The 14,699-nt window shown below is 62.1% G+C and carries 15 protein-coding genes and 2 pseudogenes; 7 read left to right on the top strand and 10 right to left on the bottom strand.

Going from position 1 to position 14,699, the window contains the following annotated elements:
* Positions 1-21: 21 nt before the first annotated feature.
* The 3 genes from N4R57_03500 to N4R57_03490 all read right to left on the bottom strand — a co-directional run bounded on the left by N4R57_03500 (position 22) and on the right by N4R57_03490 (position 2,763).
* Positions 22-783 (bottom strand): ABC transporter permease, encoded by a 762-nt coding sequence (locus N4R57_03500; GenBank protein ID UYV38168.1) that lies wholly within the window; start codon positions 781-783, stop codon positions 22-24.
* Complete coding sequence (locus tag N4R57_03495) at positions 780-1,718, bottom strand: ABC transporter ATP-binding protein (protein ID UYV38167.1); 939 nt, start codon at positions 1,716-1,718, stop codon at positions 780-782. The genes N4R57_03500 and N4R57_03495 overlap by 4 nt, the downstream gene beginning before the upstream one ends.
* Positions 1,719-1,848: 130 nt before the next feature.
* Complete coding sequence (locus tag N4R57_03490; GenBank protein UYV38166.1) at positions 1,849-2,763, bottom strand: alpha/beta hydrolase; 915 nt, start codon at positions 2,761-2,763, stop codon at positions 1,849-1,851.
* A gap of 89 nt (positions 2,764-2,852) precedes the next feature.
* On the opposite strand from N4R57_03490, the gene N4R57_03485 reads away from it, so the two are divergent.
* Positions 2,853-3,317: a helix-turn-helix transcriptional regulator gene (locus tag N4R57_03485; GenBank protein UYV38165.1), complete on the top strand. Its 465-nt coding sequence runs from the start codon at positions 2,853-2,855 to the stop codon at positions 3,315-3,317.
* 6 nt (positions 3,318-3,323) lie between these two features.
* Here the strand turns inward: N4R57_03485 and N4R57_03480 are convergent, their stop codons facing one another.
* The gene (locus N4R57_03480; protein ID UYV38164.1) at positions 3,324-4,217 is read right to left on the bottom strand and encodes a LysR family transcriptional regulator; all 894 of its coding nucleotides are present in this window, start codon (positions 4,215-4,217) and stop codon (positions 3,324-3,326) included.
* Between the two features lie 113 nt (positions 4,218-4,330).
* On the opposite strand from N4R57_03480, the gene N4R57_03475 reads away from it, so the two are divergent.
* Both N4R57_03475 and N4R57_03470 read left to right on the top strand, forming a co-directional pair.
* The gene (locus tag N4R57_03475) at positions 4,331-4,969 is read left to right on the top strand and encodes a class I SAM-dependent methyltransferase (protein ID UYV38163.1); all 639 of its coding nucleotides are present in this window, start codon (positions 4,331-4,333) and stop codon (positions 4,967-4,969) included.
* Positions 4,970-5,025: 56 nt separating this feature from the next.
* Positions 5,026-6,096, top strand: a complete 1,071-nt coding sequence (locus N4R57_03470) for a beta-lactamase family protein (protein ID UYV38162.1) — start codon at positions 5,026-5,028, stop codon at positions 6,094-6,096.
* 4 nt (positions 6,097-6,100) lie between these two features.
* Here the strand turns inward: N4R57_03470 and N4R57_03465 are convergent, their stop codons facing one another.
* Positions 6,101-6,958: a crotonase/enoyl-CoA hydratase family protein gene (locus N4R57_03465; protein ID UYV38161.1), complete on the bottom strand. Its 858-nt coding sequence runs from the start codon at positions 6,956-6,958 to the stop codon at positions 6,101-6,103.
* A gap of 143 nt (positions 6,959-7,101) precedes the next feature.
* On the opposite strand from N4R57_03465, the gene N4R57_03460 reads away from it, so the two are divergent.
* Positions 7,102-7,857, top strand: coding sequence for a hypothetical protein (locus N4R57_03460; protein UYV38160.1), 756 nt, complete (start codon positions 7,102-7,104; stop codon positions 7,855-7,857).
* Here the strand turns inward: N4R57_03460 and N4R57_03455 are convergent.
* The 4 genes and pseudogenes from N4R57_03455 to N4R57_03440 form a co-directional block, all read right to left on the bottom strand.
* Entirely contained in the window at positions 7,793-8,500 is a 708-nt protein-coding gene (locus N4R57_03455) for a hypothetical protein (GenBank protein UYV38159.1), read from the bottom strand. The genes N4R57_03460 and N4R57_03455 overlap by 65 nt on opposite strands.
* 99 nt (positions 8,501-8,599) lie before the next feature.
* Complete coding sequence (locus tag N4R57_03450; protein UYV38158.1) at positions 8,600-9,379, bottom strand: TIM barrel protein; 780 nt, start codon at positions 9,377-9,379, stop codon at positions 8,600-8,602.
* Positions 9,376-10,309, bottom strand: a pseudogene (locus N4R57_03445) (NAD(P)-binding domain-containing protein). The gene N4R57_03450 and the pseudogene N4R57_03445 overlap by 4 nt, the downstream one beginning before the upstream one ends.
* 76 nt (positions 10,310-10,385) lie before the next feature.
* Entirely contained in the window at positions 10,386-11,231 is an 846-nt protein-coding gene (locus tag N4R57_03440) for a fumarylacetoacetate hydrolase family protein (protein ID UYV38157.1), read from the bottom strand.
* A gap of 187 nt (positions 11,232-11,418) precedes the next feature.
* Between N4R57_03440 and N4R57_03435 the strand changes: the two genes are divergently transcribed.
* Positions 11,419-12,762 carry an MFS transporter gene (locus N4R57_03435; GenBank protein UYV38156.1) on the top strand — a complete coding sequence of 448 codons (1,344 nt, stop codon included), beginning with the start codon at positions 11,419-11,421 and terminating at the stop codon, positions 12,760-12,762.
* Between the two features lie 142 nt (positions 12,763-12,904).
* On the opposite strand, the pseudogene N4R57_03430 reads toward N4R57_03435, so the two are convergent.
* Positions 12,905-13,641: pseudogene (locus N4R57_03430) on the bottom strand (SDR family oxidoreductase).
* A gap of 99 nt (positions 13,642-13,740) precedes the next feature.
* On the opposite strand from N4R57_03430, the gene N4R57_03425 reads away from it, so the two are divergent.
* Both N4R57_03425 and N4R57_03420 read left to right on the top strand, forming a co-directional pair.
* A complete protein-coding gene (locus N4R57_03425) occupies positions 13,741-14,418 on the top strand; it encodes an NAD-dependent epimerase/dehydratase family protein (protein UYV38155.1) in 678 nt (225 codons plus the stop codon).
* On the top strand, positions 14,415-14,699 hold the full coding sequence (locus N4R57_03420) for a hypothetical protein (protein ID UYV38154.1): 285 nt from the start codon (positions 14,415-14,417) through the stop codon (positions 14,697-14,699). The genes N4R57_03425 and N4R57_03420 overlap by 4 nt, the downstream gene beginning before the upstream one ends.

Genomic DNA, 14,699 nt, shown 5'->3' with positions numbered 1-14,699 from the left:
TAAAAGTCACGAGCGCCCCGCTCAGGGCTTCACCCGATAGCCGGTTTTGAAAATCACCCCGATCACCACCAGACACACAAGGGTAAAGCCGCCAATCGCCAGCAAAGACACCATCACCGGCACATCCGCCGTGCCAAAAAAGGCCCACCGGAACCCCGAAATCAGATAGAGCACCGGGTTAAACAAGGTGATCGTCTGCCACACAGGCGGCAACATCGACACCGAATAAAACGCGCCCCCCAAAAACACCAACGGCGTCACCACCAGCAAAGGGATCAACTGCAACTGCTCGAAATTCTGCGCCCATATGCCGATGATGAACCCGAACAGTGCAAAACTGATACAGGTCAGGAACAAAAACGCCAGCATCGCCACCGGATGCGCAATCGTCAGGTCAACGAAAAACCACGCGGTCCCAAGAATGATCAACCCGATAAACAACGCCTTCGTCGCCGCCGCCCCGACATAGCCCAACACGATTTCAATGAAACTCACCGGCGCCGAAAGAACCTCGAATATCGTGCCGATGAACTTCGGGAAATATATCCCGAAACTTGCGTTCGACAGGCTCTGCGTCATCACCGACAACATGATCAGCCCCGGCACGATGAACGCCCCATATGACACGCCCTCCACCTGCTCAATCCGGCTGCCAATCGCCGTGCCGAACACCACGAAATACAGCGATGTGCTCAACACCGGTGAAATCAGGCTCTGCATGATGGTGCGGAAAAACCTGTTCATCTCCGAGGCATAGATCGCCCAAAACCCTTGCCAGTTCATGCGCGTTCCCTTTCCTCATCCCGCACCAGCCCGACGAAAATTTCCTCAAGGCTCGATTGCCGGGTTTCAATATCAGCAAGCTGTAGCCCGCTCTCGGCCACGCGCTGCAGCAGACGGGTGATGCCCGTGCTCTGCGCGCCCGTGTCATAGGCATAAACCAACGTGGCCCCGCCCTCCTCCAGCACCAGATCATAGTCGCCCAACGCCTCGGGCACCGCCTCCGCCGGGGTGCGCAGGGCAATGCGCAATTCCTTGCGCCCCATCCGCGCCATCAACGCCGCCTTTTCCTCAACCAACAGCAACCGGCCCTTGTTGATCACACCGATCCGGTCGGCAATCGCCTCCGCTTCCTCAATGTAATGGGTGGTCAGAATGATCGTCACACCGGCGGCCTTCAAATCCGACACGATCTCCCACATGTCGCGGCGCAACTCGACATCGACACCGGCGGTCGGCTCGTCCAAAAACAAAACCTTCGGATCATGGCACAGCGCCTTGGCAATCAGCACCCGGCGCTTCATCCCGCCAGACAGCTCATTGATCTTCGCGCCGCGTTTGTCCCACAGGGACAACCGCTTCAAAATCGCCTCCAGCGCCGCATCATCCCGCTTCAGCCCGAACAGCCCGCGGGTAAATCGAAGCGCATTCCACACCGTCTGAAACGGCTCAAGGTGGATCTCCTGCGGCACCAACCCAATCGTGCGCCGCGCCGCGCGATAGTCCGCCACCACGTCAAACCCGGCCACCCGCGCGCGGCCTTCGCTGGGCGAAACCAACCCGCAAAGCATTGAAATAAGAGTGGTTTTCCCCGCCCCATTTGGCCCAAGAAGCGCAAGTATCTCACCATCCTCGATGCTAAGATTTAGCGGCTCTAACGCAGTAAACCCACCGTCATAGGTTTTGCTCAGCCCGTCTATCTCGACAATTGCCGCCATCAACGCTCTCCCGTTCGCCCCCATCAGGCGGCTCAACCTATTGCCTAAATCGGAATTAACAAGAGCCGCCGCACAGATGCAGCGCCCGCTCCTGACACCATCCTGTCAGCAGCCCCGCCCGCCGCGCGGATCACGCCGCAGGCGCGGCCCCCGCCTTGGCCGCTTTTGCGCTCAAAAAGCCGACAACCTGCTGCGTGACCTCTGCATCGCGCAGAATGCGCGTGTGGCCCAACCCGTCGGTCGCCACCAACGCGGCCCCGCGCCATTGCTCGGCCAGCCGCGCGCCTTCTTCAAACGGCACCATCGGATCTGCCCGATCATGCAGGATCAAAACGCCAACCTCGCGCCCCGGCACCATCTCCTCGGTCTCAAGCGTTTCAATCCCAACACCATAGCGCCGCGCCAGAATGCGATGCGCAAACGGCAACGCCGCCGGTGAAAACCCGACAAACCGCGCAAATGCCTCCAACCGCCCGCGTGCGCTCACCGGCGGCGCGATAAAGGCCACCGCAGCAACGCGCATCCCCTGTGACATGGCCAGCGCGGTGCTCAAACATCCGACCGAATGCGCAACCACGCCGAACACCGAGCCCAGATGCGCCGCCGCAAGGGCAATCGCCTTGGCCATATCCGGCGGCGCGCTATGGCTGCCCGCCGCGCGCCCATGTGCGGGCAAATCCATTGCCACCACATGAAATCCGGCCGCAACCAACGGCGCGGCAAACGCCCCCATCTGGCTACCCCGGCCCGCAAACCCGTGCACCAACAGGATGATCGGCCCATCACCCCCCCAATGATAAAGCGGCACCTCCTGCCCCGCGCCCGTGATCCGCTCCAATCGCGAACCTGTCATCCAATCCGACTCACGCGGCGGCGCTTTGTGGCGCTTGGGCGTGGTGAACATTTTCACCATCCAGCGCCCGGCCAAACGCGGCGATACAACCGATAGCGCACGCGCCGCCACGTTCAGAGCAACAAGCCCCAACGCAGGGTGAAGAGGTCGGCGGCGCGGCGCATCCGGTGAACGATCAACCTGCTTTGTCATGAAAATCGCTCCCGATTCGATAAGTTCTTTTTCAGAACCCACTGTAAGTTCCCTTTCGGAACCGAGTCAACCGTGCTATGAAGTAGGTTATGAAATGGAATGATCTCGACAAAGAAAGCTGCCCTATCGCCCGTGGCCTCTCGGTCATCGGCGATCGCTGGACGCTGTTAATCCTGCGCGACCTGTTCTTTGGCCTGCGCCGGTTTGATGAATTGCAAGCCAGCCTCGGCATCACCCGCCACCTGCTGGCCGATCGTTTGAAAAAGCTCGAAGCCGATGGCGTTCTGGCGCGTCGCCCCTATCAAACCCGCCCGCCGCGCCACGAATACCGGCTGACCGACGCGGGCAAAGAGCTCGCCCCCGTTCTGCTCTCGATCTGGAAATGGAGCGAAACCCATGTGGCCAGCGATCAGCCCTCGCCGATTGCCTTCGCCCTGCGCGATACTGGCGTCCCACTTGATCCCGTTCTGGTGCAAAACGGCTCGAGCGAACCGCTTCAGCCGCGCAACATCCAACCGATCCGCCTGACCAAAGGCAAACCCAAAGGCCCTTAACCGCCCCTAGCTTCCCCGCGCCAATGCCCCGGCCAACAGATCATACACCAACCTGATCCGCGCCGAGCTGTGCAACTCGCGGTGCGTGACAAGCCACACAGGCACCTCAAACGGCGCCATCCCCGGCAACAACCGCTCCATCTCGGGCGTTTGCTCGGCCACATCATCGACCATCACGATAATCCCCAGCCCCTCGCGCGCCATCTTCCACGCCACCACGCCACTTGCCGATCCAATCGGAAAATTGCCCTCGCGCAACGCCATGCCCAGCGGGTTCAAATACGCCATCATCTGCTGCGCATCGCCAAAGGAAATGAACTCATGCCGCGCAAGGTCGCTCAAGGTCTCGGGCCGCCCGTGCCGCCTGATATAAGCAGGCGCCGCGTAAAAATGCCCCTTGTCCTGCCGCACCATGCGGGCAATCAAATCCGGCTCGGTCGGACGCACATGGCGAATGGCAATATCCGCCTCCCGGCGCAGGATGTCGCGAATGTCATTGGCCGCGACCACCTCGATCTGCAACTTATGCGCCGCGCTGCGCAGCTGCGACAGGATCGGCGGCAGCAAATGCGCTGAAAACACGTCCGACGCCGTGATCCTGACCTTGCCCTCCAACCCCTGCGCCTGCCCCGCCGCCGCCAGCGATATGCGCCCCGCCGCATCCCCCATCGCCCGCGCATGTGGCAAAAGCTCCTGCCCCGCCGGGGTCAGCACAAGCCCGCGCCCGACCCGTTCAAACAACACCACGCCCAGCGCCTCTTCCAACGCCGCAACCTGTCGCCCCAATGTCGGCTGGGTCAGCTTCAGCGCCCGCGCCGCCGCCGATAATGACCCCTCCTCCGCCGTCGCCAAAAACCCGCGCAACTGGGTCCAGTCAAATCGTATCGCCTGCCAATCCATGCGTATTCGTATACCACAACCACGAATTTCGCCAATTCAATCTGATATTCGTATGGATTACCCTACCTGCAATAGACCACCACCACAGCCATTTCCCCGTCGAGGATTTTACAATGACCCCTTCAACCTTCTGGAACAAAGCCGCCAAGGGCTATGCCAAACGCCCCATCGCCGACACCGAAAGCTATGAATACACGCTCGGACGCACCCGCTCCTACCTGACCCCCACCGACCATGTGCTTGAAATGGGCTGCGGCACCGGCTCCACCGCCCTGCGCCTCGCCGATGCCGCCGGGCGCATCACCGCTAGCGATTTCTCCAGCGAAATGCTCGCCATCGGCGCGCAAAAGGCCAAGGCCCAAGGCATCGACAACGTCGATTTTGTCTCTGCCGACATCGAAACCGGCGACCTCGCCGGTCAGAGCTTCGATATGGTCTGCGCCTTCAACGTGCTCCACCTTGTGCAGGATCTCGACGCCGCGATCACCGGCATCGCGGCAAAGGTGCGCCCCGGCGGGCTGTTCATCTCGAAATCCCCCTGCCTGTCCGAACCCGCGCTCGGCTTCAAATTCCGCCTCATGATGCTGGCGGTCCCGGTGCTGCAAGCCTTTGGCAAAGCCCCCTTTGTCGGGCGCTTCTCCATCGCTGAACTGGAACACAGCATCACCAGCGCCGGGTTTGAAATTATCGAAACCGGCAACCACCCCGCACAGCCACCCGCGCGCTATATCGTTGCCCGCAAACAGGCGTGACTTACCTCTGACACGCCGATAGCATGGGGTCCGATCCCGGCCCAAGGATGGACCCCATGCACCGTTTCCCCCTCGCGCTCCTTGCATTTCTAGCGCTGCTCACACTGGCGCTCGCGCCCCGTCCGGCATCGGCGCAAACGCTCGCCCAATCGCTGCAATCTGATTTCGACGCAGGCGCCCTGCCCGGATTGCACGGCGTCCTCGTGCTCTATCGCGGCAAAAAGCTGGTCGAGATCTACTTCGACGGCCAAGACCAACGCTGGGGGGTGCCCCTTGGCAATCGCCGCCACGGGCCAAACACCCTGCACGACATGCGCTCGGTCACGAAATCGGTGGTTGGCCTGCTCTATGGCATCGCGCTGGATCGCGGGCTTGTGCCGCCGCCTGACGCCGCGCTCTATGCGCAATTCCCCGAATACGCCGACCTTGCCCGCGATCCCAAACGCGCCCGGATCACCATTGCCGACGCGCTGACCATGCGCATGGGCACCGCCTGGGACGAAACCACCCCATACTCAAACCCCCGCAACAGCGAAATCGCGATGGAGCGCGCGCCCGACCGCTACCGCTTTGTGCTTGAGCAAAAAATCCTAACCCGCCCCGGTGGTCGCTGGACATACTCCGGCGGCGCAACCGCCCTCGTTGCGCGGATCATCGAAAAAGGCACCGGCAAGCCGATTGACGCTTTCGCCCGCGAGGCGCTCTTTGCCCCGCTTGGCATCACCCGCTTTGACTGGGTCAAAGGCGGCGATGGCGTGCCCTCGGCGGCCTCCGGCCTGCGCCTGACCCTGCCCGCGCTTGCCCGCATCGGCACGCTGGTCGCCGGACACGGGCGTTACAACGGCAAACAGATCGTCTCGGCCCGCTGGATGAAAGCCGCGACAAGCCCGCTGGCAAGAACCAGCTTCGGCCTGCAATACGGCTACTTCTGGTGGCACTCCCCCGCCAAAAGCCCCGCAAAATGGACCGCCGCCATGGGCAATGGCGGGCAGCGACTTACCGTGCAGCCGCATGTCGACCTCGTGATCGCCATCATCGCCGGGAATTACAATCACCCGAAAGATTGGAAAACCCCCGTCGCGGTGATCGAAAAACACGTGGTCCCGGCGATCCTGAACAGCCAATAGCGGCTCAGCGGTTGCTCTTGGGGAGCGGCTCGTTCTTGGTCCAGTCCCACGTGCCCTGATCGCGATCATCAACCGCCTGTTTCCAGCCTTCGGCCTCGGAACGGGCTTTGAAATTCAACCCTTCGGGCGAATGCCGCGTGATGCCGTCAAACACTGTCGCCAACCGCTGCGTGGCGTTGATCGACGCCTCCATCGGCTGGTTAATCACCATCTTTTGCATCGCCAACTGGTTGATCGGCACGCTGGCCATCCGCGCCACCAGCGCTTCCACCTCGTCGTCCAACTGCGCCTCCGGCACCGCCTTCAGCACAAGCCCCATCTCCTCGGCCTCGCGCCCGGTGATCTTGTCGCCGGTAAACAGCATCCGCTTGGCCTTTTCCGGGCCCAGCCGATAGACCCACATCGCGGTCGTCGGACAGCCCCAAACCCGCGTCGGCATATAGCCGATCTTGGCGTTTTCGCCCATGATCACCATGTCCGAACACAAGGCGATATCCGACCCACCCGCCACAGCGAACCCGTGCACCTTGGTCACCACCGGCTTCATCGCACGAAACAGCGACATGAAATGCTGGGTGTTGTTCCACATGAACCGGTAATCCTTGATCGGATCCCACGGCATCTCCTGCGTGACATTGTTGGTGCCATTGTTCTCGGCATAAAACGTCAGATCATAGCCTGCGCAAAACGCCTCCCCCGCGCCGCTCAGCAACATCACATGCACGCCGTCGTCCGCCTCTGCCCGCGCCACCGCCTCGGCCAGTTCGCGCGGCAGATCATCGTCAATCGCGTTCATCACCTCTGGCCGGTTCAAGGTAATGCGTGCAATGCGCCCGTCTTTCTCGTAGGTTACTTTGGTCATAGGTCCCTCCCTCTTTGCGCTCAAGCAATCAGGAAGCAGAAAGGCCCGCAACCGCTTTTCCGCCCGCCGATCTTCAGCCGATCTTCAGCCGATCTGCAAAAGTGGATTGACAATCCACATCTGTGTTTTGCAATGTGTGTGTTATGAATGATCTAGGCACCAAAGTTTCCCGCTTCTGCGAACAATATTTCGGCGGGCTAAAAGCTGCCTGTATTGCCGCTGATCTGAAATACTCCACCCTCCACGCCCAGATCTCGCTCGAGCGTGAAATCCCCTTTTCCACGATCCAACGGCTGTGCGATGCGGCGAATGTGTCGCTTGAAATCTTCTCCAAATCGCGCGCCACCATTGGCTTTGCTGCGCCGCAAACCTCGGACGTGCTGCACCGCCGCGCCGCCTTGGCCTATTCCCAAGCCCTGCGCGAGGTTCAGGACGAAATGCGCCGCCATGGCACCGATATCCTCTGCGATGACGTGCTCAACTGGCTGCACCGCAACAATGGCCGCCTGACCGATTTCGACGCCCTGCGCGAACGCGTTGACCTGTTCGAATTGCCCACCCCCGACACCAAGATCATGGCACCAAAGCGGATCGGACAGCACAGCCTCGCCGCGCAGTTCTTTAACATCAGCGATACCGACGAATACCTCAAAAAGGTCAGCTCCTTCGACCCGTCGATTATCGAAAACTCGCTCGCATCCCATTGGCGTGTTTGCAAAAGACAACGCTATGATATCGAAGACGTCGCCATATCCGTTCCGGTCGACGGAGAGCTTATCCAAGGCAGCTACAGGCGCATCGTCGCGCCGGTGCAAACCATTGATGGGCGCAGCCTCACTCTGGTTTTTGCCCGCGTGCTTGATAATTCCGGAGGCGCGTTCGGCGGCCGGCGACCTTGAACAAATGTTCGATGTGCCTGCCTTCAATGGCTAGAAACGCGTGCGAATTCAAACGCCCCGCCGGCACCGGCTCGGCCCATGTCAACGCATCCGGCACGGTCACGAAAAACCCATAAAGGTGGTCGAACTTCAAATGCTCTTCGGGGATGATCGCATACATCCAGTCGAATTGCGGCCACTTTAACGTGGCAAGCCCCTGCAAGACCTTCCCGAACGCCGCCAAAAGCTTGAGATTGCCGCGCGTTCCGGTGCGAAACTCCAGTTCGCCAATATAAACCAGCTTGCCCTTCAACATATCGCTGAGCGGCGGCGCAAAGCTGGCAATCGGGTCGCTCTCGCGCCCGTATTGCGCCCGCGACGTGCGCTGCAAATATTCGGTAAACGGCTCACTTTCGAGGTCGGTGTATTTCACCCCCGCCCCGCCGATCGCCTCGCCATCCTTCATAAGGAAGGCCCAAAACGCGTCCTTGCGGGTGAAATCCAGCCGCTCAATCGACATCATCGGGGTTTGCTGTGCGCGCCCGGTCTGGGCAACAAGGCGCTGGATCTCTTCAAAATCGCTGGTCGCATGCACGTCATACCCCAGCTTTTCGATCTCCTCGAAAAACGGAGCCACCGATTGAAGGATTACCTGCTCTCTCATTAATGCACACTGCCTAGTCTTTTTGAGGCTGTGTAAGGCCGCGCTCTGAGGGGTTCAAGCCGGGCTAAAAATTCTCGCGCCAATGGTGGCAAAGCAGACTCAGCCGCCCCGCGTCTCCCCCCGCGCCCGCGCCAACCACCCAAGGCTCGCAGCCGTTGCGCCGCCGGGCCTGTACTCCGCCCCCAAGGGCGCATCATATCCCAAGGCAGCGATCTGCTCGAACAGCCACGGGTAATTCAACTCACCATGATCCGGCGCGCCCCGGTCCGGCACGGCGGCAAACTGAATATGCCCGATGATCGGCAACAACCGCGTCAGGCGGTTCATCACATCGCCCTCCATCAACTGCACGTGATAGCAATCAAACATCAGCCTCAGGACCTGCGCCCCCACCGCCGCAATCACCGCCTCGGCCTGTCGCGTCGTGCTCAGGAAATACCCCGGCGCATCATACTGGTTCAGCGGCTCGATCAGAATGCCAACCCCCGCCGCGCGCCCCAGCGTAGAGGCAAACCGCAGGTTCTCGATGAACGTGGCCTCCGCCGCGGCGCCGCTGGCATTGCCCGCCATCACATGCACGTTGCGCGCGCCAATCGCGGCGGCATACTCCACCGCCTCGCGGATCGCCGCCCGCGCCTCTTCCTCGCGCCCCGGCAGCGCCGCCAAACCGTTCTCGCCCGCCGCCACATCGCCGCGCCGCGTGTTCAGCCCCACCATCTCAAACCCCGCCGCGCCCAACGCCGCCGCCACCTCCTCCGCTGGCACATCATAGGGCCAATGACACTCAACCGCGTCAAACCCGGCCGCTCCAGCCGCAGCAATCGCCTCCGGCAGCGCCAACTCGGCCCATAAAAACCCTAGGTTGGCCGAAAACTTCATCCCGCACCCCCGCCATGCCCGTTGCCATCCGTCCCATCAGGAAGCTCAAGCCCCGCCTGCTCGGCATAAAGCTTGGCCACCGCCGCATCATCCTCGCGCCCCCATCCCCGCGCCGAAGCCTCGCTGAACTGGCCCAAAGCCGCGCTGGCCAGCGGCACATCAAGCCCCGCCCCCTGTGCGATTTCCTCAACAATCCCAAGGTCCCTTGGGCCAGATATCGACCATGCTGCACGCCGCGTAATCGCCCTCCACAATATGCGGCAAGCGGTTCTCCAACATCCAGCTGCTTCCGGCGCAATGCGGGATCACCCGCGCAATCTCGGCGGCGGAAATGCCCTGCGTCATGCCGAATGTCACCGCTTCGGCCATGGCGGCAATATGCACCCCGGCCAAAAGCTGGTTCACCGCCTTCATCGCCGATCCCGCCCCCGGCGCCTCGCCCAGATCGAACAGGTTCTCGGCCACGGCCTGCAACATCGGCGCGGCGCTTGCCTTGGCCGCATCCGACCCGGAGAGCATGACCGAAAGACGACCCTCCGCCGCCTTCGCCGCCCCGCCCGAGATCGGCGCATCAAGGTAATCAACCCCCGCACGCGCGCATTTTGCGGCCATCTCGCGGGCAAACTCCGGCGCCACCGTCGCACAGCCTAAAACCACCGCACCGGGGCGCAGCTTGGCAACGATACCAGCCTCGCCAAACAACACCGCCTGCGTCTGTGCGGCGTTCACCACCACGACGGCAACAATGTCCAAAGCGGCGGCAGCCTCGTCCAAAGCCCCCGCCTCGCCCCCCTCGGCGCGAAACGCCTCCATCCGGGCGGCGTCCACATCAACACCCCAAACCCGGTGCCCGGCCCCAAGGCACGACATGGCCATGCCATACCCCATCGAGCCTAAGCCGATGAGCGCAATCGCTTTCTGATCCGTCATGTCTTCCCCTCCCGCACGCCCCCGGCCACCCGAGCCAAATTCTAGCCGCCCAAGCACCCTTTCGGCCAAAACGCCCTCACTGCGCCGCAACAACCTCTTGGCGCTGCTGGCCCAGCCCCTCAACCTCCAACTCCATCACGTCACCGGGGCGCAGGTATCGCGGCGGTTTCATGCCCATACCCACCCCTTCGGGCGTGCCCGTGGCGATCACATCACCGGGGCGCAACTCCATAAACTGGCTCATATGGGAAATGATCTCGGCCACGCCGAAAATCATATCCGCGGTCGAGGACGACTGCATCACCTCGCCGTTCAACCGCATCACAAGCGCCAGATCCTGCGGGTCGCCCACCTCGTCAGGGGTCACCAACCACGGCCCGACCGGCCCAAACCCCGGCGCGGATTTGCCCTTGATCCACTGGCCGCTGCGTTCAATCTGAAAGGCGCGCTCGCTCACGTCGTTGATCACGCAATAGCCCGCCACATGGTCCAACGCCTCTGCCTCGCTGACATAAAGCGCGCGCTTGCCGATCACCACGCCCAGCTCAACCTCCCAATCGCCCCGCTCGGATGTGCGCGGCAACATCACCGGATCATCCGGCCCGGCCAAAGCGGTGGTCGCCTTTGAGAAAATGATCGGCTCTTTCGGCGCATCCATCCCCGCCTCGCGGGCATGGCGGGCATAGTTCAAACCGATGCAATAAAAATTCGGCACCGTCGCCAGCGCCGCCCCGATCCGCCCGGGCGCTTCAACAACCGGCAGGCTCTCAATGTCGATCCCGCCGATCACCGCCAGCGTCTCGCTCGACACACCATCACCGGCAAAATCCGCCACCCGACCCGACAGATCGCGCACCTGACCTTCCTTGTCCAAGATCCCCGGCTTCTCCTGCCCCACAGGGCCAAAGCGCAACAATTTCATGTCCAAATTCCTCCCGCTTGTTCTGTCGCTCACAATAGGGCGCTCTGCCTGCGCGACAAGCCGTCAATTCCGCCGACCGCTTGCGTGAACGCACCCTGAAAACCGCGCTTGACCTCAAGTTGGCTTGAACCTGCATCTTGCCCGCCCTTGGCCTCTCTTGCACCTATCCAACACACAGGCTCCGCCCATGATCTCCTCCAACCTGACCACCCCCAACCCGACCTCCCCCAACCCGACCTCTAACAGCCGCACGTTCCTCTGCCTCGCAACGGCTCTGTTTCTGGCCTCGCTCGGCAACAACATCGCCAATATCGCGCTGCCTGCGCTGGCACGTGCCTTTGGCGCGCCGGTGCAAAGCACAACACAGGTGGTCTCGGCCTACCTTGCCACGCTGACGCTGTTTTCCCTTGCTGCCGGACTACTGGGAGACCGCTTTGGGCGACGCGCCACGCTGATTGTCGGGCTAGTGATCTTCACCGTGGCCTCGGCAGGGGCGGGGTTGGCGCCGTCGCTTCCGGCGCTCATCGCGGCGCGCGCACTCCAAGGCATCGGCGCGGCAATCCTCATGGTGCTCAGCCTCGCCATGGTGCGCGACACCACCCCGCCGCCGCGTGTCGGGCGGGCGATGGGGGTGCTGGGGTCGGTCTCGGCGGTCGGCACCGCGCTTGGCCCGGTCTTGGGCGGGGCGCTTATCGGCCCGTTCGGCTGGTCTGCGGTGTTTCTGGTCCTCGTGCCCGGCGGCGTGGTTGCCTTTGTGCTGGCGCTCTGGGCATTGCCCTCCACCGCCCCGCGGCCCCTGCCGCAAACCGCCCCGCGCCCTCTGCCGCAAACCGCCCCGCGGCCCCTGCCGCAAACCAACCTGTGCCCCGATCTTCAACCTGCCGCGCGCCCGCGCCTCCTCTCTCGCCTGCTTGCCCCCCTCAACAGCACAACAGCGGTGCGCTTCACCGCCAATTTCATCGTCGCCATGGTGATGATGACCACGCTGATCATCGGCCCGTTCTTCCTCGGCCTTGCCCTTGGGCTGCGTGACGCGCAGGTCGGTCTGGTCATGGCGGTCGGTCCGGTTTTGTCCATCCTCTCCGGCGTCCCGTCTGGAAGGATGGTCGATGCGCTCGGCCCGCAGCGGGTGGTGCTTATCGGCCTGCTCGCGCTGATCACCGGGGCGCTCTCTCTGGCGCTGCTTGGCCCTGCTTTTGGCGTTATCGGCTATATCGCCGCCATCGCGGTCCTGACCCCCGGTTATCAGCTGTTTCAGGCCGCCAACAACACCGCCACCCTGTCACATGCCCCTGCGGATCAACGCGCCACCGCTTCCGGCCTCCTCGCTCTGTCGCGCAATCTCGGCCTGTTCGCCGGGGCCACTGTGATGGGTGTCGTGTTTGCCTTTGGCACCGGCACCGACGCACTCGAAACCGCCACGCCAATGGCAATCGCCAATGGGATGCGGCTCACCTTCGTCGCCGCCGCTGTGCTGTTGCTCCTCGCGCTCGCCCTGATGGTGCCCCACCGCCACCGCACGCCCCATTAACCTTAACGCGCGTTAACCCCTGCCAATCCCCCGGCAGCCGGGAGTCAGCCGGATGTCAGCCGGGAGTCACCCCCTCTTTCGCCGCCAAAATTCGCGTTAACCCTTTCGGACGCAGGTTTAACGAAATTTCACAGGAAATATGCTAACCTCTTCCAACAAAAGGCATATTTGTCGCCATAACGGTCATAAACTGAACATTGGCCGCCAATGGCAGCTCTGCCATATGCAACACCGACTCCGCCACATGGCGCACATCCAGCACCGGCTCCACCTGCAACGTCCCATCCGCCTGCGGCACACCTTGGGTCATCTTTTCCACCATATCGGTCAGGGCGTTACCGATGTCGATCTGCCCGCAGGCAATGTTGAATGGCCGCCCGTCCAGCGATATGGATTTGGTCAAGCCAGTGATCGCATGTTTCGAGGCCGTATACGCCGCCGAACCCCAGCGCGGCGCATGTGCCGACACCGACCCGTTGTTGATGATCCGCCCGCCCTGCGGGCCTGATCCCGCATGATCCGAAACGCCGCCTGCGCGCAAATGAAACTGCCCGTCAGGTTCACATCAATCACCTCGCGCCACGCCTCAACGTCGATCTCGTCGATGGTTTTGGACAGGAGCGCAACCCCCGCATTGTTGAAAATCGCGCCCAATCCACTCCAGCTTTTTGCAGCATCTTCAAAGGCTTGCGTTACGCCCTTCGCGTCGGACACGTCGCATTGCATCACCAGCGCCGCCGGGTTTCCCGCCGCCACCGCTTCAAGAGCCGCAAGGTTGCGCCCCACCAATCCAACGCGCCACCCCGCCTCTAAAAACACCTCCGCACAGGCCTTGCCAATGCCCCGACCTGCGCCCGTGATAATAATGCTCTTCGTCATGCTCGCCTCTCCGTCGCTGTGCCTAGTTAACCACGCCAAGCCCGCGCTTGCCACCACGCCTTCGGGGTGAAAAACTCCCCCCAACAGGGAGAGGACAACATGAACATTCTCATCATCGGCGGCAGCGGCCTGATCGGCTTCAAACTCGCACAATCACTGGCCAATCGCGGCCATCTTATGGGGCGCGACATCACCGCAATCACCTGCGCCGATCTCGCCGCTCCGCCCTTTCCCCCCGCCGCGCCGATCACCACCCGGCATTGCGACATCACCGACCCCGCGTCACTTGCCACCTGCATCACCGAACAGACCGATGTGATCTATCTCCTTGCCGCCGCGCTCTCTTCACATTGCGAGGCCGAGTTTGAAACTGGCTTGAATATCAACATGATGGGCGTCCTCAACGTGCTTGAACGCTGCCGCGCCCTCGGCACCGCGCCGACAGTGGTTTTCTCGTCCTCCATCGCGGCTTATGGCGGCGAGGTCCCAATCCGATCACCGATGCCACCTTCCTCAATCCGCAAACCTCTTACGGCACGCAAAAGGCCATCGGAGAGGCGCTGCTCAACGATTATTCCCGCCGTGGTTTTGTCGATGGCCGCGGCTTCCGACTGCCCACAATCTCGGTCCGTCCGGGCAAGCCGAACCTCGCCGCCTCCTCCTTCATGTCCTCGATCATCCGCGAGCCTCTCGCCGGTATCCCCGCCAATTGCCCGGTGGATCAGGACTTCCCGCATTATTACCTATCCCCCCGTAAATGCGTGGAAAATCTCGTGATCGGCGCCGAAATCCCGGCGGCTGATCTTGGCCAAAACCGCTGTATGATCATGCCCGGACGCACCTCGACCATCGCCCAGATGATCGCCGCCCTCACCACGGTCGCTGGCCCCGACGCGGCCAAGCATATCACCTGGACCTCCCAGCCCGAGATTGAGAAAATCGTCAATGGCTGGCGCTATGACTTCCGCCCCGAAAAGGCCCTCCGCCTCGGCCTCTCCGCCGATACCAGTTTTGAGGAAAACATCCGCACCTACATCGAAGACGACATGCCAGACTAG

This window comes from Rhodobacteraceae bacterium D3-12 (assembly GCA_025916135.1).
Lineage (GTDB): Bacteria > Pseudomonadota > Alphaproteobacteria > Rhodobacterales > Rhodobacteraceae > JAKGBX01.
The sequence above is the reverse complement of the archived record's forward strand: the minus strand, read 5'-3'. Positions and strand labels throughout refer to the sequence as shown.

Excerpts from the sequence above, each read along its gene's own strand:
- N4R57_03500 (UYV38168.1), bottom strand. The coding sequence starts at position 783 with ATGAACTGGCAAGGGTTTTGGGCGATCTATGCCTCGGAGATGAACAGG.
- N4R57_03495 (UYV38167.1), bottom strand. The coding sequence starts at position 1,718 with ATGGCGGCAATTGTCGAGATAGACGGGCTGAGCAAAACCTATGACGGT.
- N4R57_03490 (UYV38166.1), bottom strand. The coding sequence starts at position 2,763 with ATGACAAAGCAGGTTGATCGTTCACCGGATGCGCCGCGCCGCCGACCT.
- N4R57_03485 (UYV38165.1), top strand. The coding sequence starts at position 2,853 with ATGAAATGGAATGATCTCGACAAAGAAAGCTGCCCTATCGCCCGTGGC.
- N4R57_03480 (UYV38164.1), bottom strand. The coding sequence starts at position 4,217 with ATGGATTGGCAGGCGATACGATTTGACTGGACCCAGTTGCGCGGGTTT.
- N4R57_03475 (UYV38163.1), top strand. The coding sequence starts at position 4,331 with ATGACCCCTTCAACCTTCTGGAACAAAGCCGCCAAGGGCTATGCCAAA.
- N4R57_03470 (UYV38162.1), top strand. The coding sequence starts at position 5,026 with ATGCACCGTTTCCCCCTCGCGCTCCTTGCATTTCTAGCGCTGCTCACA.
- N4R57_03465 (UYV38161.1), bottom strand. The coding sequence starts at position 6,958 with ATGACCAAAGTAACCTACGAGAAAGACGGGCGCATTGCACGCATTACC.
- N4R57_03460 (UYV38160.1), top strand. The coding sequence starts at position 7,102 with ATGAATGATCTAGGCACCAAAGTTTCCCGCTTCTGCGAACAATATTTC.
- N4R57_03455 (UYV38159.1), bottom strand. The coding sequence starts at position 8,500 with ATGAGAGAGCAGGTAATCCTTCAATCGGTGGCTCCGTTTTTCGAGGAG.
- N4R57_03450 (UYV38158.1), bottom strand. The coding sequence starts at position 9,379 with ATGAAGTTTTCGGCCAACCTAGGGTTTTTATGGGCCGAGTTGGCGCTG.
- N4R57_03440 (UYV38157.1), bottom strand. The coding sequence starts at position 11,231 with ATGAAATTGTTGCGCTTTGGCCCTGTGGGGCAGGAGAAGCCGGGGATC.
- N4R57_03435 (UYV38156.1), top strand. The coding sequence starts at position 11,419 with ATGATCTCCTCCAACCTGACCACCCCCAACCCGACCTCCCCCAACCCG.
- N4R57_03425 (UYV38155.1), top strand. The coding sequence starts at position 13,741 with ATGAACATTCTCATCATCGGCGGCAGCGGCCTGATCGGCTTCAAACTC.